The 21,298-nt window shown below is 37.1% G+C and carries 20 protein-coding genes; 2 read left to right on the forward strand and 18 right to left on the reverse strand.

The features are described 5' to 3' along the window. Nucleotides 1–7: 7 nt before the first annotated feature. The 6 genes from NSQ77_RS21095 to NSQ77_RS21120 form a co-directional block, all read right to left on the reverse strand. The gene (locus NSQ77_RS21095; RefSeq protein ID WP_339228065.1) at nucleotides 8–991 is read right to left on the reverse strand and encodes an alpha-ketoacid dehydrogenase subunit beta; all 984 of its coding nucleotides are present in this window, start codon (nucleotides 989–991) and stop codon (nucleotides 8–10) included. A gap of 15 nt (nucleotides 992–1,006) precedes the next feature. Continuing rightward, nucleotides 1,007–2,005, reverse strand: a complete 999-nt coding sequence (locus NSQ77_RS21100; RefSeq protein ID WP_339228067.1) for a thiamine pyrophosphate-dependent dehydrogenase E1 component subunit alpha — start codon at nucleotides 2,003–2,005, stop codon at nucleotides 1,007–1,009. A gap of 37 nt (nucleotides 2,006–2,042) precedes the next feature. Then, complete coding sequence (gene lpdA / locus NSQ77_RS21105; RefSeq protein WP_339228068.1) at nucleotides 2,043–3,464, reverse strand: dihydrolipoyl dehydrogenase; 1,422 nt, start codon at nucleotides 3,462–3,464, stop codon at nucleotides 2,043–2,045. A 15-nt stretch (nucleotides 3,465–3,479) separates the two neighbouring features. Then, nucleotides 3,480–4,565 (reverse strand): butyrate kinase, encoded by a 1,086-nt coding sequence (gene buk, locus NSQ77_RS21110; protein ID WP_339228069.1) that lies wholly within the window; start codon nucleotides 4,563–4,565, stop codon nucleotides 3,480–3,482. A 95-nt stretch (nucleotides 4,566–4,660) separates the two neighbouring features. After that, nucleotides 4,661–5,755 (reverse strand): Glu/Leu/Phe/Val dehydrogenase, encoded by a 1,095-nt coding sequence (locus NSQ77_RS21115; RefSeq protein WP_339228070.1) that lies wholly within the window; start codon nucleotides 5,753–5,755, stop codon nucleotides 4,661–4,663. Nucleotides 5,756–5,916: 161 nt separating this feature from the next. After that, a complete protein-coding gene (locus NSQ77_RS21120) occupies nucleotides 5,917–7,965 on the reverse strand; it encodes a sigma 54-interacting transcriptional regulator (RefSeq protein WP_339228071.1) in 2,049 nt (682 codons plus the stop codon). A gap of 140 nt (nucleotides 7,966–8,105) precedes the next feature. On the opposite strand from NSQ77_RS21120, the gene NSQ77_RS21125 reads away from it, so the two are divergent. Beyond that, on the forward strand, nucleotides 8,106–8,348 hold the full coding sequence (locus NSQ77_RS21125) for a DUF2627 family protein (RefSeq protein WP_339228072.1): 243 nt from the start codon (nucleotides 8,106–8,108) through the stop codon (nucleotides 8,346–8,348). A gap of 108 nt (nucleotides 8,349–8,456) precedes the next feature. Beyond that, nucleotides 8,457–9,803, forward strand: coding sequence for an aspartate kinase (locus tag NSQ77_RS21130; RefSeq protein WP_339228073.1), 1,347 nt, complete (start codon nucleotides 8,457–8,459; stop codon nucleotides 9,801–9,803). A 153-nt stretch (nucleotides 9,804–9,956) separates the two neighbouring features. On the opposite strand, the gene spo0A is transcribed toward NSQ77_RS21130, so the two are convergent. The 12 genes from spo0A to accC form a co-directional block, all read right to left on the reverse strand. Further along, entirely contained in the window at nucleotides 9,957–10,736 is a 780-nt protein-coding gene (gene spo0A / locus NSQ77_RS21135; protein ID WP_339228074.1) for a sporulation transcription factor Spo0A, read from the reverse strand. A 239-nt stretch (nucleotides 10,737–10,975) separates the two neighbouring features. After that, on the reverse strand, nucleotides 10,976–12,232 hold the full coding sequence (gene spoIVB / locus NSQ77_RS21140) for a SpoIVB peptidase (RefSeq protein WP_339231119.1): 1,257 nt from the start codon (nucleotides 12,230–12,232) through the stop codon (nucleotides 10,976–10,978). A gap of 218 nt (nucleotides 12,233–12,450) precedes the next feature. After that, nucleotides 12,451–14,151 carry a DNA repair protein RecN gene (gene recN, locus NSQ77_RS21145; protein ID WP_339228075.1) on the reverse strand — a complete coding sequence of 567 codons (1,701 nt, stop codon included), beginning with the start codon at nucleotides 14,149–14,151 and terminating at the stop codon, nucleotides 12,451–12,453. A 65-nt stretch (nucleotides 14,152–14,216) separates the two neighbouring features. Next, nucleotides 14,217–14,666, reverse strand: coding sequence for a transcriptional regulator ArgR (gene argR, locus NSQ77_RS21150; protein WP_339228076.1), 450 nt, complete (start codon nucleotides 14,664–14,666; stop codon nucleotides 14,217–14,219). Nucleotides 14,667–14,735: 69 nt separating this feature from the next. Further along, the gene (locus NSQ77_RS21155) at nucleotides 14,736–15,557 is read right to left on the reverse strand and encodes a TlyA family RNA methyltransferase (RefSeq protein ID WP_339228077.1); all 822 of its coding nucleotides are present in this window, start codon (nucleotides 15,555–15,557) and stop codon (nucleotides 14,736–14,738) included. 101 nt (nucleotides 15,558–15,658) lie between these two features. After that, nucleotides 15,659–16,543 (reverse strand): polyprenyl synthetase family protein, encoded by an 885-nt coding sequence (locus NSQ77_RS21160; protein WP_339228079.1) that lies wholly within the window; start codon nucleotides 16,541–16,543, stop codon nucleotides 15,659–15,661. Nucleotides 16,544–16,546: 3 nt separating this feature from the next. Then, nucleotides 16,547–16,777, reverse strand: a complete 231-nt coding sequence (locus tag NSQ77_RS21165; protein ID WP_339228080.1) for an exodeoxyribonuclease VII small subunit — start codon at nucleotides 16,775–16,777, stop codon at nucleotides 16,547–16,549. Beyond that, complete coding sequence (gene xseA, locus NSQ77_RS21170) at nucleotides 16,767–18,122, reverse strand: exodeoxyribonuclease VII large subunit (RefSeq protein ID WP_339228081.1); 1,356 nt, start codon at nucleotides 18,120–18,122, stop codon at nucleotides 16,767–16,769. Before xseA ends, NSQ77_RS21165 begins: the two co-directional genes overlap by 11 nt. Then, nucleotides 18,112–18,972: a bifunctional methylenetetrahydrofolate dehydrogenase/methenyltetrahydrofolate cyclohydrolase FolD gene (folD, locus tag NSQ77_RS21175; RefSeq protein WP_339228082.1), complete on the reverse strand. Its 861-nt coding sequence runs from the start codon at nucleotides 18,970–18,972 to the stop codon at nucleotides 18,112–18,114. Before folD ends, xseA begins: the two co-directional genes overlap by 11 nt. Nucleotides 18,973–18,988: 16 nt before the next feature. Continuing rightward, nucleotides 18,989–19,369, reverse strand: coding sequence for a transcription antitermination factor NusB (gene nusB / locus NSQ77_RS21180; protein ID WP_339228083.1), 381 nt, complete (start codon nucleotides 19,367–19,369; stop codon nucleotides 18,989–18,991). A 139-nt stretch (nucleotides 19,370–19,508) separates the two neighbouring features. Further along, nucleotides 19,509–19,904 (reverse strand): Asp23/Gls24 family envelope stress response protein, encoded by a 396-nt coding sequence (locus tag NSQ77_RS21185; RefSeq protein WP_339228084.1) that lies wholly within the window; start codon nucleotides 19,902–19,904, stop codon nucleotides 19,509–19,511. 27 nt (nucleotides 19,905–19,931) lie between these two features. After that, nucleotides 19,932–21,290: an acetyl-CoA carboxylase biotin carboxylase subunit gene (gene accC / locus NSQ77_RS21190; RefSeq protein ID WP_339228085.1), complete on the reverse strand. Its 1,359-nt coding sequence runs from the start codon at nucleotides 21,288–21,290 to the stop codon at nucleotides 19,932–19,934. Nucleotides 21,291–21,298 lie beyond the last annotated feature (8 nt).

A 21,298-nucleotide genomic window follows, 5' to 3' on the forward strand; every position in this document is an offset into this window, starting at 1 on the left:
TCATAAATTAATATTCTGCTAAATCGCGCATTGCTTTTTCTACTTTATCCGGGTTCATCATAAAATATTTTTCCATGGTTGGTGCGTATGGCATTGCCGGGACGTCTGGTCCTGCTAGCCTCTTGATTGGTGCATCTAAATCAAATAGGCAATGTTCAGCAATTATTGCCGCAACCTCACCAATGATACTACCTTCTTTATTATCCTCTGTTATAAGTAAAACTTTTCCAGTTTTCTTAGCAGCTTCAATAATTGCCTCTTGGTCTAATGGATAAACTGTTCGTAAATCCAGAATATGCGCATTAATTCCATCCTCAGCCAGCTTTTCTGCTGCCTGTAAAGCAAAATGTACGCATAAGCCGTACGTAATGACAGTGATATCTACACCTTCGCGTTTGACGTCTGCTTTTCCAATTGGAAGCACATAGTCATCCTCAGGAACTTCCCCCTTTAGCAACCGATAAGCCCGTTTATGCTCAAAGAATAGAACCGGATCATTGTCGCGAATTGCTGCTTTTAATAGACCCTTAACATCATAAGGAGTGGAAGGCATAACAATTTTAAGTCCAGGCTGATTCGCAAACATAGCTTCAACTGATTGCGAGTGATATAGCGCACCGTGGACACCTCCACCATATGGAGCGCGAATTGTTAATGGTACGTTCCAGTCATTATTGGAACGATAACGCATCTTTGCTGCCTCGGAAATTATTTGGTTCACTGCCGGCATAATGAAATCAGCAAATTGCATTTCTGCAACTGGCCGCATTCCGTACATGGCCGCTCCGATTCCTACACCTGCAATAGCTGATTCTGCTAAAGGAGTATCTAAAACACGAGCTTCACCGAAGGCTTCGTACAAACCATCTGTCGCTCGAAAGACTCCACCTTTTTTACCGACATCTTCTCCAAGAATAAATACTTTCTCGTCTCGTTGCATTTCCTCTCTTAATGCGGTTGTTACTGCCTGAATATAAGACATTACTGGCATATTTGGTTCCCCTCCCTACTTCGTTTCTTCGTAAACATATTTAAGCGTATCTTCCGGTTTTGCGTAAGCCGCATTTTCGGCAAAATCGGTTGCTTCATTAACAAGCTTAGTGATCGTTTCATTCAAGTTTTGTTCAACAGCTTCAGTTAATATTTGATTTTCTTTTAAATATGTGGCAAATGTAAAAATAGAATCCTTTTTCTTTGCTTCTTCCACTTCATCTTTTTCACGATACGTGCGGTCATCATCATCACTTGAATGTGCTGTTAGACGATAAGATACAGATTCAATTAGAGATGGACCATCTCCGCGAATCGCACGGTCCCGAGCTTCCTTTACTGCTTGATACACAGCCAGTGGGTCATTGCCATCCACAGTTACACCTGGCATGCCATAGCCCAATGCACGATCTGCAACATTTTTACTTGCTACCTGACGCTCGTATGGCACAGAAATTGCATACTTGTTATTTTCAACCATTGTAATAACTGGCAATTTATGCACTCCTGCAAAGTTTAATCCTTCATGAAAATCTCCTTGGTTAGAGGAACCTTCCCCTAGCGTGACAAAGGTGACAAAATCCTTCTTTTCCATTTTAGCTGCAAGTGCTACACCAACCGCATGTGGAACCTGCGTTGTAACAGGTGAAGAACCTGATAAAATACGATTTTTCTTTTGACCGAAATGCCCTGGCATTTGTCTACCGCCAGAGTTCGGATCATCTGCTTTAGCAAATGCTGATAACATTAAATCCTTAACAGTCATCCCAAAGGCCAGGACAACACCCATGTCTCGATAATATGGTGCAACATAGTCTTCCTTTCGATTTAAAGCGAAAGCTGCACCAACCTGAGCCGCTTCTTGTCCTTGGCAAGAAATAACGAATGGTATTTTACCAGAGCGGTTTAGTAACCACATACGTTCATCCAGTTTTCTTGCTAAGAGCATCGTTTCATACATTTCTAAAACTTGTTCATTCGTTAAACCTATTTCCTGATGTCGATTTATTGTCATACTTATCCCTCCCTAATCTTTTGTATATCCATATCATCTATCCATGAATTTGTTCGCCTTCAACCGCGAGTGCTGCTTCCCCAATAATCTCTGATAATGCTGGGTGAGGATGAATTGCCTGAGATAATTCCCATGGCGTTGCATCAAGCACTTTAGCAAGACCAGCTTCAGAAATTAAATCTGTAACATGAGGACCAATCATATGAATTCCTAAAATATCATTTGATTTTTGATCAGCAATAATTTTGACAAAGCCTTCTGATTCTCCAAATACTAATGCCTTTCCGATTGCTTTAAAAGGAAATTTGCCAACTTTAATATCGTATCCATTTTCTTTTGCGGCTTTTTCAGTTAATCCAACACTTGCAATTTCCGGATTGGAATAGATACACGTTGGAACATTCTCGTAATGGATTGGATATGTTTGTTTTCCTGCTATATGCTCCACTGCAACAATACCTTCACGAGAAGCGACATGCGCAAGCTGCATTCCTCCAATTACATCCCCGATAGCATAAATATGGGATTCTTTAGTTTGAAAGTAATCATTCGTTTCAATATAGCCATTAACAAGGCTGATATCGGTGTTTTCAATTCCTATATTTGCTGTATTGGCTTCCCTGCCAACTGAGACAAGCATCTTTTCAGCTTGGAGGGACTGTTTTTCATTGTCTATTTCGACATCAATAGAAACGCATTGATCGGTATGTAGAGTCTCTGCTAGTATGTTTGCTCCTTTAAAAAACGTAACCCCTTTTTTCTTAAGAAGTCGTTCAGCCTCTTTCGCAATTGCCTCGTCCTCTGTCGGCAATATTTGATTTAAATATTCAATAACCGTAACACTGACACCAAAATCAGATAACATAGAGGCCCATTCAATTCCAATAACTCCAGCTCCCACAATAAGGATTGATTCTGGTAATTTTTCCATTTGCAGTGCATCATCTGAGCTCATGACAAAGTGACCATCTATTGCAAGTCCTGGTAATGTCTTTGGTTTCGATCCTGTTGCGATCAGCACATTTTTCGGAACGATCATAGTATTTTCTTCGCCATTTTCATGTTCAACTGAAATTGTACCTGGCATAGGTGAAAAAATACTCGGCCCGAGTATCCGTCCAAACCCATTAATAACATCAATTTTCCCTTTTTTCATTAATCCTTGTACACCCTGATGCAACGTATCAATAATTGTCTGCTTTCTTTCTTGTATTTTGCTGAAATTTAGAGAGATGTGCTCTGCTTCTACACCAAACAGACTTGCCTCTTGTGTTTGTTTATATACTTCAGCACTTCGCAATAATGCTTTGGATGGTATACAGCCTTGGTGGAGACATGTTCCGCCAAGTTTACCTTTTTCAACGATTGCAACTTGCATTCCTAGCTGCGAAGCCCTTATTGCTGCAACATAGCCTCCTGTTCCGCCACCTAAAACAACTAAATCATATTCTTTTGTCATCGTGAAATCACTCCTTTACTCAAGCTTCGTGTAAATCTTAAGCTGTTCTTCATTTCTAAGTACACGCAATACTCCTTCATTTAACGCCTGCAGTTCATTTTCCCCGGGAATGATTATGGTATCTGCAATCCAATCAACTCGCTTTGTTATTGAATTAATAAAGTTTTCCCGATATGCATGCTTTCCTGTGAAAATAATGGCTTGAATCTCTCCGCCCAGAACTGTACTCATTGCTCCAATTTCCTTGGAAATCTGATAAGCCATCGCATCGAAGACTTCACTTGCTCTTTTTTCACCCTGTTCAATACTTTGTTCTACTTCCCTACTGTCATTAGTTTCAAGATAAGCCATTAGGCCGCCTTGACCAACTATTTTTCCCTTCATTTCATCATAGTTATATGTCCCTGAAAAACAGAGCTCAACTAAGTCTCCCGCAGGCGTACTGCCTGCCCGATTCCAAGAGAAAGGGCCTTCTCCATCGAGACCGTTGTTCACATCGATCACCCTCCCCTTTCGATGTGCTCCGATTGTAATACCTTCTCCGATGTGAACAACAATTATATTGATATCCTCATATTTCACATCTAAGCTTGCAGCAGCTTTTCTTGCTGCTGCTTTATGGTTCAATGCATGGAAAATACTCTTTCTTGAAATTTCGGGAATTCCTGAGTACCTAGCGATATTATCAAGCTCATCGACAACAACAGGATCGACAATGTAGGCATTTATATTTAGCCCGGATGCAATCTCATATGCAATTATTCCGCCAAGGTTCGATGGATGCTCGCCATTATAACCGGTTTTTAAATCATAGAGCATGGCTGCATTGACCTGATATGTGCCACCCTCGATCGGTCTTAGCAGGCCACCACGTCCGCAAACTGCATGAATCCTGGAAATATTTATTCCTACGTAGTTCAGCTGTTCAAGAATATCCTGTGTACGAAGCTTTGATTGATCCATCACACGATAGTGTTCTGCTAACTCCATCGGCTCATGGACAATGTTATTTTCAAATATGCATATTTCATTATCATAAATCCCTATTTTAGTTGATGTGGTTCCAGGGTTTACAACTAATATTCGATATCTCTCTTGCAAAACCAGTCACCCCATTAAAATAACTTATAATTCTTTTCCTAAATGTATTGCATTTTTAAGGTTTCACTTTCTGGTTAAATGGAAAGTGAAAATAATTACCTTCTGCTTAATGTATGGTGTCCATTCATTAAAAATTGACTTCTGGAATTTCTGAAAGATTCAATTCGTTCTTCTGCCATACGATCAGCAGCTAAATAAGTAGGAATATTATCACGTTTTGAAATTTCAAAAACACGCTCCAGGTTATCATAAATTGTTTCTACTTTTTTCATTGCACGTTCTGCATTATAGCCCATGAGCTCATCAGCAACATTTATTACTCCTCCAGCATTGATGACATAATCTGGTGCGTATACAATGCCTTTTTCATGAATAAGATCGCCATGTTCTGTCGATTTGAGCTGATTATTCGCAGACCCAGCAATTACTTTTGCCTTAATTCTAGAAATCGTATCGTCATTAATAGTCGCTCCTAATGCACATGGTGTGTAAATGTCACATTCTACATCATAAATATCATTTGGATCTACAGATTTAGCTCCGAATGCTTCTACTGCTCGATTTACTGCGTCTTTATTAATATCAGTTACAACAAGCTGGGCACCATCTTTATGCAAGTATTCACAAAGCGCATAAGCGACATTCCCAATCCCCTGTACAGCAATTGTTTTACCTTCTAATGATTCGTGTCCGAACGCTTCTTTTGCCGATGCTTTAATTCCTTTATAGACACCGTAAGCAGTGACAGGTGATGGGTTTCCAGATGCACCTGAATAGGAGGAAGTTCCAGTTACAAAATCGGTTTCCAAATGAATGAGATCCATATCTTGTACAGTTGTACCTACATCTTCAGCAGTAATATATCGGCCATTCATACCTTGTATATACCGGCCAAAAGCCCGAAACATTTCAGGATTTTTATCTGTTTTGGAATCACCGATAATAACCGTTTTTCCACCGCCTAAATCCAGCCCAGCAGCAGCATTTTTATAAGTCATTCCTCTAGCTAAACGAAGTGCATCTTCAATCGCTTCTTCTTCTGTATTGTATTTCCACATTCGCGTTCCACCTAAGGCAGGGCCCAAAGTTGTGTCGTGAATAGCAATGATGGCTTTCAAACCTGAATTTTTATCTTGGCAAAATACCAGTTGCTCATAATCAAATTCTTCTAAATAAGTAAATATCTCCATTAGAATTCCTCCTATATTAACTAATTAACTTCTTCATGGTTTATATTCTTCCCAATAGTATTCAGCAAACTTCATGCCAACAGTTACATATTGAAAATGCTTTCAAATCCTTTATTTTAACTGTACAAATTTTGCAGTCATGCAAAATATTGCATGCTTAATTATTCAAGGTTATATTTTTTCATCTTATAATATAAATTTCGAATGGATACATTTAATACCTTTGCTGTTTTTGTTTTGTTAAAATCATTCTGTTCGTAGATTCTGGTAATATACGCTTTTTCAAACTGATTAATCGCATCCTGTAATGTGCATTCTTCTGTGATTCTCTCAATAGATGAATGTGCAGGTATAATAGAAGCCTGTAATTCAGGTATATACTTCTTCTCAATTACGTCTTCATTCATATCCATAAATATCATGGCACGTCCAATTACATTTTCTAATTCGCGTACATTGCCTGGCCATTGATATTGTTTCAATTTACTTAGTGCATCTGATGAGATAGCTTGCACATTACGACCATAGTCTTTATTGATTTTTTGAATAATATGCTGGATAAGTTCCGGCAGGTCACTTAGTCTCTCTTTAACAGCAGGAATAAAAATTGGCAGTCGATTTAGGCGATAATAAAGATCTTCTCGAAAAGTTTTATTCATAATCGCTTTTTCTAGATTGACATTTGTTGCTGCGATTACTCTTACATTAATAGAGATCGGTTTTGTACCGCCAACTCGAACAATTTCATTCTCTTGTAAGACTCGTAAAAGCTTAGCCTGCATTGACAGGGATAATTCTCCAATTTCATCAAGAAAAATACTTCCATGGTTTGCTTCTTCAAAGAAACCTTTTTTCCCTCCTTGCTTTGCACCTGTAAAGGCTCCTTCTTCATATCCGAATAATTCACTTTCCAATAAAGACTCAGCGATAGCTGCACAATTTACTCGGATAAACTTATTATGTTTTCTATCACTCTCATTATGAATCGCATGTGCAAATAATTCTTTACCAGTACCTGAATCACCTCTTAACAGTACAATTGCAGGTGTTTTCGCTCCGACCTTCGCTTGCTCCAGAGCGAGCTTCATTTCTGATGAACTTCCAATAATATCATCAAATGTATATCTTGCTTCTAAATTTCGAATGATCTGTCTTGCATGCTTTAATTCCTTTGTCAATGCTTGTATTTCCGTTACATCATGCAGAACACCTACACTGCCCTTAATTACTCCATTCACGATAATCGGCGCAACATTAACCAGGACATCTTTTTTACTAGGTCCTACTTTCATGCGTACACCTCTGACAGCTCTGCGTGTTTGAAGTACTTTCATATGCATGCTTTCACCCTCGGAGATATCAACAGTTGCTGGCTTTCCAATCACATCTTTTTCTTCCAGCCCCGTAATCCTTTTATATGCAGGATTAATAATAAGGCCATTACCATTCTCGTCAACAACACTGATTGCCTCATCAGATGATTTTATAATTGCTTCCAGCATCGTTTTTATTTCGTTTAAGTCCGTATTTTCCTCGGCTAGTTTCATTACTTCTGTAATATCTTTAAATACTGCAAATGCACCGATTAATTCACCTGAATCATTTATAATTGGGATCCGTGTTGTAATAATCTTTTTTCCATTTGATAATGTTAGCTTTTGATTTACTTCTTTACGCTGCGTTTGCAAAGCATGAGGGAGTCTTGAATCTGCTATAAGATCTTTGATATGAACTCCAATATAATGTTTTCTTGATTTACCAATTATCTTTTCGGCACTTTTATTGATAAACTGGATAATTTCTTGCTTATTGATAACGATCATACCATCATGAATATGATTCAAGATGAGCTCTTGGTTTTTTGATTGATATTTCACCTTATCCACTAAAGCTTCTTTTTCATAAAGCAGTTCTGATATGATATAAGCCACAGATCCTGGAATTACCACGGTTCTTCGCGGTTTATTGTCGATTATTTGTTCAAGAACCTGTTCATTTCCAGTTGCTTCAATAACAATATCGATATCGTTATGTATCCACGACTTCCAGTTGTTACTGATGGGAATATTTGCTTGACGAGCTAATTTTAATCCGTTCGCATCATTGTTAACATCAACAACCGCGACTATTTCCATCGACTCTGTTGCTTGCAAGAGGTTAAATAGTGCGCTTCCACCTTTACCAGCTCCCACAATTAACACACGTTTCATATCATCCCACCTTGCATTTTTTTGCATATGTTTATCATAAAACAGCCTGCAGGTTTTGGCAAATCTAGAATGATTTCTATTTTTGTTTGCTTTTGATATACTTAAAATAGTATTAATTACAAAATTGAAGGGGTACATAAATGGGTCGTTTTTTAGCAATATTGTTATTGTTTATACCTGGTGTAATTGCAGCGATTGGAATTAAATTAATGCGGGATACTATTTTCGATGAATTCTATGCATACTTCTTCTATCCTGGCATCCAATTTACAATTGGACTTCTCCTCTTTATTTTAGGGTTGCTTTTTTTAGGAGGATTTATTATCTATCGCGATAGAAAGAGACAAAAGATTAAACAGAAAGATACAAATAAAGCGCTTTAGAAAAAAAGATGGAGAAATTCCGTCTTTTTTTATATATTTACACGATTTTAACGAATAAATATGGTATATTAGTAAGAAAATTAAGTTTCTGTTTAGGGGGATCCGATCATGAAAGTAGCAAAATTCGGGGGCAGCTCCGTTGCAAATGCCGAGCAATTACGAAAAGTTGGGAATATTATTAAAAGCGATCCCAAGCGAAAGTTTATAATTGTCTCAGCACCGGGAAAAAGGTTTAAAAATGATACAAAAGTGACAGATATGTTAATTGAACTTGGGAATGCCTACCATAATCATCAAAGTTATGAAGATATTCTTGTAGCTGTATTAAAGCGATTTAAAGAAATAATTGATGATTTAAGTATTGATTCATTCTTAGTTAATGAAATCGAAAATAATATAAGAGAAGCGCTAAGAACAGAAGGAACGCTCGAATGTAAAATGGATGCAATTAAAGCACTTGGTGAAGACAGTTCTGCAAAAATATTAAGTGCCTATTTAAATCGAACGAATATCTCAGCTCAATATATGAATCCAAAAGATGCAGGAATATTTGTTAGTGATGAACCAGGAAATGCACAAATCCTGCCAGAAAGCTTCGAGCTTCTATATAAGCTCCGAGAAAAAGACGAAATATTAGTTATTCCTGGTTTCTTCGGCTATTCAAAAACGGGAAAATTAGTAACCTTCTCTCGAGGCGGTTCAGATATTACTGGTTCCATTGTTGCTGCAGGAGTAAAAGCAGAGCTTTATGAAAACTTTACAGATGTTGACTCTGTCTATACTGTTAATCCGAATATCGTTGACAATCCGAAGGAAATAACGACATTAACTTATAAAGAAATGCGCGAATTATCTTACGCTGGTTTTTCTGTATTTCACGATGAGGCATTAATTCCCGCATTCCGAGAAAAAATTCCAGTTTGTATTAAAAATACAAATAACCCAGAAGCACCTGGAACATTTATCGTAGCTGAAAAAGAAGCTAGTGAAAAATGTGTTGTTGGTATTGCAAGTGATACAGGCTTCTGCAGTTTATATGTTAGTAAGTATTTAATGAACCGGGAAGTAGGATTTGGTCGTAGACTACTTAATATCTTTGAAGACGAAGGAATCTCTTTTGAGCATGCACCTTCTGGAATCGATGACATGTCTGTAATATTTCGGGTCAATAAATTTACAAAGGATAAAGAAAAAATTGTCATTGATCGAATCAAAGATGAATTAAAAGTGGATACTGTTAGTATACATAGAGATTTAGCAGTAATTATGGTCGTTGGTGAAGGACTTGTAAACACAATAGGTGTTGCTGGTAAAGCTGCTTCTGCATTTGCTAAAGCTAATGTAAATATTGAAATGATAAACCAAGGCTCATCAGAGGTATCCATGATGTTCGGCGTCAATGATACGGATATTGATGCTGCCATTCGTTCACTCTACCAAACCTTTTTTGAATAAAATAAACGAAAGAATAGTACTGCATCTAAGTACTATTCTTTCGTTTTGTATAGAAGTTTCTTGAAATAAAATTGGATGGGACAACCAGGCAATCGCTGGTTACAATAAATATATGTATTATAGAACCAGCGGCCAGTGCTATACCATACTCAGTTAACTCACTTTATTCTCCAACCGTAAACGGTCAGCAACCATCGCAATGAATTCACTATTAGTTGGTTTTGCTTTTGAAATATTAATCGTATATCCGAATAGCGCTGAAATAGAATCAATATTCCCTCTGCTCCATGCTACTTCGATCGCATGGCGAATCGCACGCTCTACTCGTGATGCTGTCGTATTAAATTTCTTTGCAATGTCCGGATATAAAACTTTCGTAATGGATCCTAATAATTCAATATCATTATATACCATTGTAATTGCTTCTCTTAAATACATATAGCCTTTAATATGTGCCGGAACTCCTATTTCATGAATGATGTTTGTAATGCTTGCTTCTAAATCCTGCTTTTTTCGATCCTTTTTTGTCGGTTTGTTCGTTGCAAGACTAAGTGGAGAATTTCCTTGAACTTGCCGAATTTGATCTGCTAAATTATCCATATCAAAAGGCTTTAAAATAAAATAAGATGCTCCTAAATCAACTGCTTTTTTCATGACTTCTTCCTGCCCAAACGCTGTAAGCATAATAACATTTGGTCTATTTACAAGCTCCATTGTTCGTAATGTATTCAGTACCGCTAATCCGTCGATATGCGGCATAATTATATCTAAAATTAATACATCAGGTTCCAGATTATCCATCATAGCGATACAGTCTCTGCCATTATATGCGGTTCCAATAACTTCAATATCATCTTGTTCGTCAAAATAATCCTCCATCAACTGAATGAGCTCTCTATTGTCATCAACTAAACATACTGAAATTTTATCCAAAGTAATGTTCCTCCTTATTTCTGTTATCCTCTTTTACATATTCTACAAAAAGGTGAATTATCCTCTTTTTATTTGAAAAACTTTAATTTTTTTTGAATTAACTATATTTTTCTTCGATTTACTAACGTTTACGATAATTTTCGATTTTAACTGACATTTTAATCGCTAATTTGTCGAAAAATATTAACTTTAGTATAATATAAAAAAGCTTGTAATGGAATTACCATTACAAGCTTTTTTCATGCTGCTTTCCCTCTTGATTTTTGCTCAATAATTCCTGCATCCTGTAACATCCATTCGATATGAACACCATATCCCGATGTTGGATCATTTACAAATACGTGCGTTACAGCTCCGATAATTTTATCATCTTGAATAATTGGGCTGCCGCTCATACCTTGGACAATTCCACCGGTACTTTTTAAAAGTTTAGGATCCGTAATTTGAATAACCATTCCTTTCGTTGCTGGAAACTTCTGAGGAACACTACTTACAATCTCGATATCAAATTCCTCTATTTTTTCATCTTTCACAACGGTAAGGATTTTAGCTGGCCCTTCTTTAACTTCATTTGAAGATGCTACAGGTAATGGTTTGTTATATTTTTCGTGCTTTATCAATTCATCTAATACCCCAAAAATACCGTACGGAGAATTTTTCGTAATTGTTCCGATTCGATCGTGTTCAGCCGAGAATTTAGCTTGTTTTTCTCCTGGTATACCGTTATTTCCTTTCTCTATGGAAGTAACAGAAGAGTTAACAATCGTACCATTATCGATTTCAATCGGTTTTTTTGTATCCATATCCGATATAATATGTCCTAGTGCGCCATATTTTTTTGAATTCGGATCATAAAATGACATCGTTCCAATCCCTGCAGCTGAATCTCGAATGTACAGGCCAATTTTATATTCATTATCTTGCTTATCTAAAACAGGCTGTAAAGAAGTATCAATTGTATCTTTTCCACGCTTAAGGGTTATTTCAAGACTTTTTTTGCTTTTACCTGCATTTTCAACATATGATTTAATGTCATTCATTTCCTTAACTGGCTCACCGTTAATTTTCAATATAACATCTCCAACATTTATCTTAGCGTCCTCACCTGGAGAGGCGTTACTATCGCTTCCTTTTACAAGATGGTGACCAACAACAAGTACGCCGCGAGTTTGGAGCTTTACTCCAATCGATTGCCCTCCAGGATATACTTGAATATTTTCAAGAGCAGAATTGCTTACCTGCTTTGTTGATAATGCTGCTGTTTGAAACAGCTCTGACTGATTTGGAAAACCAGACGTAAGGGAGTTTTTTTCTGTTTTAGAAAGTCCGATTGGTGCTTGTTGTGTAAATGCTGCAATTGTGTTTTGCTCTTCCGCATTCTTTTGACTTGGAACAATGCTAGTAAATATCGTAAAGACAATCAAAAGTATACCGAATAGCCAAAAGTTACTTTGATGATTTTTCAATCGTGCCACTCTCCTCCTCCCAACCCACATCAAATCTTGGTTTGTAATCATAATTTGAGCTGTAAGTGTACTTTTTAAACTGGTGAAACATAAGAGAAATGTGTATCATTACCTATAACTAAACACGGGAATCATGTATAAGTGTATATGTAAAGGGGATATTCAAAATATAGCTTGTTATTATTGTTAATAAAGGCAAGCAAAAAAACCGGTTTCTTTTATTTTCCGGTTTTTCAAGAATTTTATCCTTATAAATTTGATTTAAATGCATTTGCAAGCTCAAGCATTTCTTTTGCATGCTCTTTCGCGGTTTCTGTTAATTTTGTTCCTGTAATCATTCGGCTTAATTCTTCCATTTGTTCTGTTTCAGAAAGTTCCTTTACACTTGTTGCAGTTCGATTATCCTTTTCATTTTTCTCAATAAATTTATGGGTATCTGCCATAGCAGCCACCTGTGGTAAGTGGGTTATGCATAATACTTGAGAATCATTTGAGATTTGATAAATCTTTTCAGCAATTGCTTGTGCCACCCGTCCGCTGACACCAGTGTCAACTTCATCAAATATAACACTTGTAATGCCTTGATGCTTGGAAAATATATTTTTTAATGCAAGCATAATACGTGAAAGCTCTCCACCAGAAGCTACCTTCGTTAAATCCTTCAGCGGTTCGCCGCGATTGGTTGAAATGAGAAAACGAACACGGTCAAATCCATTTTTATGCAGATGAGCTTTCGTATTATATTTCTCATCAAATGCAATTGCAAAAGTAGCCTTTTCTAAATAAAGCTCCTTCATTTCAGCATGTATATCTTCGGTCAGACAATCTGCAGCATTTTTTCTGAGTTCATGGAGATGCTGCGCCTCAAGCATAGCATCCTTTTCAGTTTCCTCAATCTGTTCAAGCAAAGCGTTTAAGTGCGAATCCTTATTCGTTATCTGCTCAATCTCTTCTTCTATTGTTGCCATGTATCCGATAATTTCATTTACCGTATCGCCATATTTTCGTTTCAGCCTGTTAATTTCATCCAGTCTCGACTCGATTTCATTCAAGCGCTCTGGATCGAATTGAAGTGTATCGATATGATTGCGCAGCTCATATGTCAGCTCTTCCAATGCATAATAATGGTTAGAAAAATCCTCTGATTTCTCTGCTATATAATCATTAAATTTACTGTTTTCCTGCAGACTAAGCTGTGCCTGATTTAACCAGTCTAAACCTCTTTGTTCACCGTATAGAGCATGGTATGCGTCATGTAAAGCAGTATGGATTCGCTCATAATTCGCAAGTGCTTTTCTTTCTTCTTCGAGCTGTATATCTTCATCAGGACTGAGATTTGCTTGTTCAAGCTCTTTTATCTGAAATTCTAATAGGTCTAAACGGTGAGCCATCTCCTGTTCATTATCATTTAACTTTTTATATCTGCTTTTTAAGCGAACTAACTTATCATAATGCTCCAAATATGCTTCTTTCGCTTTTGCAATCAATTTCGGCTCATAGAGGTCAAGAAATTCCAAATGATTGTCCGCATCCATCAATGATTGTGTTTCATGCTGGCTATGGATATCGATTAGCGTCTTTCCAAATTCACGTAATATTGCAAGTGTGACTAGCTTGCTATTCACACGACATATACTTTTTCCGGACCCAGTGATAATACGTTGTAATACCACTTGATTATCCGATATTTCAATTCCATATTGATTACCAACAGAATATATTGGATGGTTTTTATTTTCAATTATAAATAAACCTTCTATTTCAGCTTTTTTCGCTTGATGCCTGACATATTCTACAGATCCTCTTCCTCCAGCTAGTAACTGTATAGCATCAATTATTATCGATTTTCCAGCACCAGTTTCACCAGTCAAAACGGTAAGACCTTCATTAAACGTTATGGAAATTTGTTCGATGATTGCAAAATCCCGAATAGACAGCTCTGTAAGCATGGTTCATTGTCCTCCCCAATATAAAAATATCCTCTTTTTATAAATCATCTAAAAAGAGAACACGGTTAAAGCATATCAATAAATCGGTCTTTTATCTCTTCTGCCTGTTCCGGTGTTCTACAAATAATTAAGCATGTATCATCACCACAAATCGTTCCCATTATTTCTTTCCAATCTAAATTATCAATAAGAACACCAACTGCATGTGCATTCCCTGGTAATGTACGGAGTACAATAAAATGACTTGCATGCTCTATTTTTACAAAGGCATCTATAATTAAACGCTTTAGTTTATCTAATGGGTTAAACCGCTGATCTGCAGGTAAACTATATTTGTATCGATTGCTTGATGTTGGAACTTTTACAAGGTGAAGCTCTTTAATATCTCTCGATACGGTTGCTTGTGTCACATTATAACCTGCTGCTTTTAATTGAGCTACTAGTTCATCCTGTGTTTCAATTTCATTTTCCGTAATCAGCTCCCGAATTTTAATATGACGTTGAACTTTACTCATCGTACAACACCTCCTTTATCAGCCTTTTTAGTTTTCAGTATATTTTTTAATCTTTCTTTCATCATTTTGTCAGTTGCTGGGGTACAGAATTTGGTGCGCATTTTCCACTGTTTTAGCAATCAAGATTGGTTCGTTATCCATTAGTGGATTCTCTTTTTTCCATCCAAAATGTACAAGAAATTCGATATTTCCTTCCCCTCCTGTAATTGGGGAATAGGTCAGGTTTAGTGTTTGATACCCTTCATTTTCGGCAAAATCGATAGTTTTTTTCAAAACTTCCTGGTGCACCAAAGGATCTCGAACGATTCCTTTGTTCCCGACTTGCTCTTTCCTAGCTTCAAACTGTGGTTTTATTAATGCAATCACATCACTATTTTTTGCTAATAAGCCACTAAGTACAGGAAGAATGAGTTTTAAGGAGATAAATGATACATCAATTGACGCTAGATCTGGTACTCCATTTTTTAACATATCTACTGTCACATGTCGAAAGTTTGTTCGCTCCATAACAATAACACGCTCATCACTTCTCAGCTTCCAGTCAAGCTGATTATAACCAACATCAATCGCATAGCTTAACTTCGCCCCTTGTTGCAACGCACAATCAGTAAAGCCTCCAGTAGAAGAACCAATATCAATAAATACTCGTCCGCTTGCGTCTATAGAAAAATAACTTAATGCCTTTTCTAATTTTAGCCCTCCACGACCAACGTAAGGCAAAGTTTTCTTTTTTAACGTTAAAGGGATATGGGAATCAATTTTCATCCCTGGTTTGTCTAAGCGCACTTGGTTTGAAAAAACCTGACCAGCCATTATCACACGCTTAGCTTTGTCCAAGTTTTCGATCAGTTCTTTTTCGACTAATAATTCATCCAGTCTTATTTTAGCCATTTCTAAATTCCTTTACTAGTAACTATTTTATATACAGTTTAATATTACCCCATTAAATAGAGGACGCCGAAAAAAATTCGTGTCGTCCTACTATATTAGGCTTAATGATCTCGATTACTGAAATAATCCGTTAAATCCATCAAAGCAGAACTTGCTGCTCCAGCTTTTTGCAATGCTTCTTTTGCTTTTTCAGCATAAGTTTCTTTTTGCTTAATTGCACCGTCGATACCAAGCAATTTAGGGTACGTGCTTTTTTGATTGTCTTCATCACTGCCGACTGGTTTTCCAAGTTTTTCCTCATCTCCAGTAACATCCAGAATATCGTCCTGAACTTGAAAAATAAGTCCAAGATAATAGGCGAATGTTGTCAGATGCTCCAGCTGCTCTTTTGTAGCCTTTCCTAACATAGCACCAGACAAAATTGCTGTCCGAACAAGCTCCCCAGTTTTCAATGCATGGATTCGTTCCATCTCTTCTAAGGATATTGGTCTATTTTCTGCTTCCATATCAAGAAATTGTCCACCAACCATACCAGATGGCCCACTGCTTGATGCTAACATTTTAATAAGATTAACTTTTTCTTCAGCCGTAAGCAATGGATCATTCGCAATAATTTCAAAGCTATATGTTAATAATGCATCTCCAGCCAAAATTGCTGTTGCTTCGTCAAACATTTTATGATTAGTCGGTTTTCCTCGTCTAAGATCATCATTATCCATTGCTGGAAGGTCATCATGTATTAATGAGTACGTATGAATCATTTCCAAGGCAATAGCAGAGGAAAGAACCTTCTCTACTTGCTGACCATACGCTTCGTAGCTGGCAATCATAAGAATTGGCCGTAATCTTTTTCCACCAGCTTCCAAGGAATAAAGCATGGATTCTTTTAATCGCGAATGCATGTTTAGATTACGCAGATAGTGATCAAATTCATTCTCGATTTTAGCTTTATACTTCGTTATATATTCTGAAAGATTTGCATTCACCTTTTATTCTTCCTCCTGTATATCGAATGGCACTACTTCACCTTGTTCATTCATAATTTGAGTCATTTTTTCTTGTACATGCTTAAGTTTATCCCCGCATATTTTCGATAAATTCATTCCATCCTGATAATAATTAATCGCCTTTTCTAATGGGACATCTCCCTCTTCCAGCTTAGAGACGATTTCTTCAAGCTTATTCATCGCTTCTTCAAATGATATATCTTCATTTTTCATTTGCAGTTCCCTCCTCTACCTTTAATACTTTACAACTTAACTGGCCATCGTGCAGGCGAACCGTTATATTATCATTTTTATCTACGCGCGAAACAGATTTAATCATTTCTCCATGAGTTGAATATGGTAAAGCAAATCCGCGTTTCATAATCTCCAGGGGATTAACCAAAGACAATTTGTCTATAGCATTGGCTAATTTTATTTCATGCTGGTTCATAATTTGTGTCATATAATAATGCTGCTGCCTTAACGCTTTATTTAAATTTGATTGTGCCTGTTCTATCTGTTTATTAGGATGCTGTGCTTGAAGACGTTTAATCAGATAACTAAAAGCTTGTTCCTGTTCGTTAGTTTTCTTTTGCATACTGCGTTGTAATTGCTCAATCTGTTTATCCAATTCCTGTTCCTTTTGTTTAATCAGTTGTTCTGGATAACGAAATGCATAAGACTGCATAATTCTTGCAAGATACTGTTTATGATTAATAATCTCTCGCTCCATGTTTCTGATTAAAATTTTCCGAAGTGTCCCTATCCTATCAGCTAATTCGACTTTTGATGGGACTGCAAGCTCTGCTGCACCTGTTGGTGTTGGAGCACGTAAGTCTGAAACAAAATCAATTATTGTTGTATCTGTTTCATGACCTACAGCTGAAATAACTGGAATTCTCGATGCAAAAATTGCACGGGCTACGATTTCTTCATTGAAGCTCCATAACTCCTCAATTGAGCCACCACCCCGACCAACAATCAATGTATCGAAATGTCCTCTTTCATTTGCTGTATCAATCGCATTTTTTATGGAAGCTGCCGCGTTTGCACCTTGGACGAGTACTGGAAGCACAGTAATTGCACAACTTGGGTAACGTCGTTTAATTGTCGTTATAATATCTCTTATGGCAGCCCCAGTTGGCGATGTGATAACGCCAATATGTTCTGGAAAGGCTGGTATGTCTTTTTTATGAATTGGGTCAAAAAGACCTTCTTTATGTAGTTTATCCTTCAATTGTTCAAAAGCTAAATACAGCGCTCCAATACCATCAGGTTCCATTTGTGTGATATAAAGCTGATATTGTCCGTAAGCCTCATATACACTGATTTCCCCTTTAATCAGTACATTCATCCCATTTTCTGGCTGGAACTTCATGTTTCGATTATTTCCGGCAAACATTACGGCTTGGATTCTTGTTTGATCATCCTTAATGGTCATGTACATATGGCCACGGGTATGGTGCTTAAAATTGGAAATTTCACCCCTGAGCCATATATTATGGAGATGTGGATCCATATCTATTTTACGCTTCATATATTTTGTCAGTGCGGTGACTGTCAAATATTTATCCTTCAATTTTGGACAATCCCTTTGCAGCCTTGATTGTGTTTTTCAGCAACATCGTAATTGTCATTGGTCCAACGCCTCTTGGTACTGGCGTAATATACGATGCTTTCTCTTTTGCATTTTCAAAATCTACATCCCCAGTTAATGAACCATTCTCTAATCGATTGATTCCAACATCAATTACAACCGCTCCTTCTTTTACATACTCAGCAGTGATTGCATGTGCTCTTCCAATAGCAGCGATTAATATGTCTGCATTTGACGCGATCTCTTGAAGGTTTTTTGTTCGAGAATGACAGTAAGTAACTGTTGCATTTTCATTGAGCAATAATTGTCCAATCGGCTTACCTACAATGTTACTTCGGCCAATAATTACCGCGTGCTTACCTTCAATTTCAATATCCTTTGATTTTAACATCGTAATAATGCCATATGGAGTGCACGGAAGGAACGTATCTTCTCCAGTCATCATTTTTCCAATGCTAATCGGATGAAATCCATCAACATCTTTATTTGGATGTATTGTTTCAATTACTTTCTCTTCTCTGATTTGCTCTGGAAGCGGAAGTTGTACAAGTATACCATGGACAGTCTTATCTTCATTCAGCTCCTGTATCAATTGCAGTAATTCTGCTTCTGAAGTCGATGCAGACAATTCGATTAATGATGATGAAATCCCTGTTTCTGCAGCAGCCTTTTCTTTTCCCTTTACATACGATTTAGAGGCAGGATTCTCTCCTACAAGAACTACTGTTAAATGCGGTGTAAGCCCAAGCTCTTTAAGCTTTTCCACTTCCTCTTTCATTTCTAGCTTTAATTCTGTAGATAATTCTTTCCCGTTGATAATTTCTGCTGTCATACTCCCCTACCCTTTCTTAGTCTACAATTTTGGATAAAACACCATTAATAAACTTACCTGATTTATCGTCACCATATGTATTACCTAATTCTACAGCTTCATTAATTGATACATTATTAGGTATATCTTCCATATAACGTAATTCATATGTAGCGATACGTAAGATCGTACGCTCAACTGAAGCAACACGATTTAATGTCCAATTTTCAAGGTTTTCAGAAATAATTGAGTCAATGTCAAATTTATGTGCGGTAACCCCTTCTACTAACCCTTTTAAAAAAGCATCAGGCTCTTCGTTTTCTAAAAAATCACGGATTAACTCTTGAGGTTCATTATCATTTATATCTAATTGAAACAGTATTTGAAATGCTTTTTCTCTGGCGGTATGTCGTTTCATTATTTATAGCTCCTTTATATGCAGCCGCAATTTATTGTATCTCCTTCAAATAATAACATGATTGATTAGTCAATGCTAGAATGTATGGAGAATAAATAAAGCACAGGCCTCGGTAGCCTCGGCCTGTGCATGCTAATATTTATTCCTGTGCTTCTGCGTCTTCTCTGCCACTCATTTGTACACCGACTACATGAACATTAATTTCTTTTAACTCTAGTGCAGTCATATTTGTTAATGTTTGTCTAATATTTGTTTGAAGTTTCTGGGCTACTTGTGGAATAGAAACTCCAAAGTTTAATATAACATACACGTCAATGGAAACCCCATCATCTAGAAGCTCTACTTTAATACCTTTATTATGCGCTTTTTTGCCAAAACGTTCGGCCACTCCAGTTGCAAAATTGCCTCGCATTGCATGGACACCTTCTACTTCGGTGGCAGCAATTCCTGCAATCACTTCTATAACCTCAGGAGCAATCTCTACTTTCCCTAAAGCAGTATTGTCACTTACATTTAACAATGGTTGTTCACTCATGCTATCACTCCTATTATTTGGAAATAATTACGCTTTGTCTTCAAGTATTGGATGTTCTTCCAGGAAGTTCGTATTGAAATCACCATTAATAAATACATCATTACTCATAATTAAACGATGGAATGGAATTGTTGTATGCACACCTTCGATAACAAACTCATCCAATGCACGTTTCATTCGCTTAATTGCTTCCTCTCTCGTAGGCGCATATGTGATCAGCTTAGCAATCATGGAATCATAGTATGGTGGTATTTTATAACCGGAATAAGCTGCAGAGTCAATTCGAACCCCGAGCCCGCCTGGAGGTAAATACATATCAATCTCACCTGCTGAAGGCATGAAATTTTTAAATGGGTTTTCTGCATTTATACGACATTCAATCGACCAGCCATCAAACTCGATATCTGCTTGCTCGAAGGATAGCTTCTCCCCGTTCGCAATTCGAATTTGCTCTTTAATTAAATCAATACCAGTTACCATCTCTGTAACGGGATGCTCTACCTGGATACGGGTATTCATTTCCATAAAGTAAAATTGCTGACTCTTGCGATCAAAAATAAATTCAATCGTACCAGCACCAACATAATTAACAGCTTTAGCTGCATTTACAGAAGCTTCTCCCATTTGCTTACGGATTTCTGGAGTTAATGCAGGAGATGGAGTCTCTTCAACCAGTTTCTGGAGCCTTCTTTGGATTGAACAATCTCTTTCACCTAGATGAACTGTGTTGCCATATGTGTCTGCTAAAACTTGAATTTCAACGTGACGGAAATCTTCAATAAATTTCTCAATATATACACCAGGATTACCGAAAGCTGTTTCTGCTTCCTTCTGTGTTACTTGAATACCTTTGACAAGTTCTTCTTCTGAACGTGCAACACGGATTCCTTTACCGCCTCCGCCTGCAGTAGCCTTAATAATAACTGGATATCCGATTTCTGCAGCAACTTCTTTTGCTTGTGCTTCATCTTCAACAATTCCGTCAGAACCTGGAACGATTGGCACATCGGCTTGTTTCATTGTTTCTCTTGCAACATCTTTTATCCCCATTTTCTGAATCGCTTCTGGTGAAGGTCCAACAAAAGTAATATTGCATTCCCTGCAAATTTCAGCAAAATCAGCATTCTCAGCTAAAAATCCATAGCCAGGGTGAATCGCATCTACATTCGTCATGGTTGCAACGCTAATAATATTTGTGAAATTCAAATAGCTGTCTTTACTTAGTTTGGGACCAACACAATATGCCTCGTCAGCTAGTTGAACATGTAATGATTCTTTATCTGCTTCAGAGTATATCGCAACCGTTTCAATATCAAGTTCTTTACAAGCTCGAATAATACGAACTGCAATCTCTCCTCTGTTAGCAATTAAAACCTTTTTAATCAATTGCGACA

This window comes from Oceanobacillus sp. FSL K6-2867 (assembly GCF_037963145.1).
Classification (GTDB): Bacteria; Bacillota; Bacilli; order Bacillales; family Amphibacillaceae; genus Oceanobacillus.